The organism is Maribacter sp. 2-571, from assembly GCF_050589625.1.
Taxonomy (GTDB): Bacteria; Bacteroidota; Bacteroidia; order Flavobacteriales; family Flavobacteriaceae; genus Pelagihabitans.
Map to the genome: position 1 here is coordinate 1 of NZ_JBNGOP010000070.1, position 1,045 is coordinate 1,045.

2 protein-coding genes are annotated in these 1,045 nt (G+C 49.9%); both read right to left on the minus strand.

Annotated elements, in window-relative coordinates; all coding sequences use genetic code 11:
- Positions 1-324: hypothetical protein (locus tag ACRD7P_RS20900; protein WP_430909744.1), on the minus strand; the 324-nt coding region annotated here is incomplete at its 3' end.
- Positions 325-329: 5 nt separating this feature from the next.
- Positions 330-1,045 (minus strand): phosphopantetheine-binding protein (locus tag ACRD7P_RS20905; protein WP_430909745.1); only part of this gene is annotated, 716 nt, incomplete at its 5' end.

The window sequence follows — 1,045 nt, forward strand, 5'->3', positions numbered from 1 at the left end:
CATGGGAATATGGTACTCCAAACTGCCCTGCAACTGGTCCAGGAACCACAAACGCTCCTGGCTGAAGGACAAGGGAATGCGGCCCATAGATTCCTTATCAAGCTGATTTGGTTTGATAGGTTCAATTAACAGCTTGTTCTTATCTTCCCTATTAAATTTTTCAAGATATTTAATAATAGACCCCTTATGATCCTTTATTAATTGAATTAAAGTTGGATCAATAGAATCTGAGTTAGTCTTTAGGCTTAATGAACCTTTTTCTAGGTTTAGTTTTATGCCTGCTGCCCTAACTTTTCTTAGAATATCTAGAGTATCATTTTTCATGATAATTATATGTTTACTGTAGTTTTATAATCTTCTTCTTCCTTCTCTTCGGTACTCTCGTGGTTATATTCGATATACAATCCCAACTCCTCGATCGTACCGAACTCGAAAATGTCGCGGATCGCCAGTTCCACCTCCATGCGCGTGCGCACCATCGATACGAAACGGGTCGCCAAAAGGCTGTGACCGCCCAGCTCGAAGAAGTTGTCGTGCACGCCCACCTTTTCCACGCCCAAGAGTTCCTGCCAGATAGCGACCAGTGCCTCTTCGGTACCGTTGCGCGGCGCTACGTACTCGACCGTCGACTGCTCGGACAGCTCAGGAAGCGGCAACGCCTTCCTGTCGACCTTCCCGTTCACCGTCAAGGGAAGTGTGTCCAAGGAGACCCATAGTTGCGGTACCATATACTCCGGAAGGGAATCCCTGAGCCCCTCCTGCAATGCGACCTTGTCAAAGTCCCCATCGATCACCACATAGCCCACCAAACGCTTGTTCCCGTTCCCATCGGCATGGGCCGATACGCTACACTCGCGCACCGTGGATACCTCCTGGAGGGCATGCTCCACATCCCCCAGTTCGATACGGTAGCCACGCACCTTCACCTGGTCGTCCTTGCGACCGATGAACTCGATGTTCCCATCGGCCAACCAACGTACAAGGTCCCCGGTACGGTACAGACTGCCCCCGCCCGAAGCATCGAAAGGGTTCGAAATGAACCGAT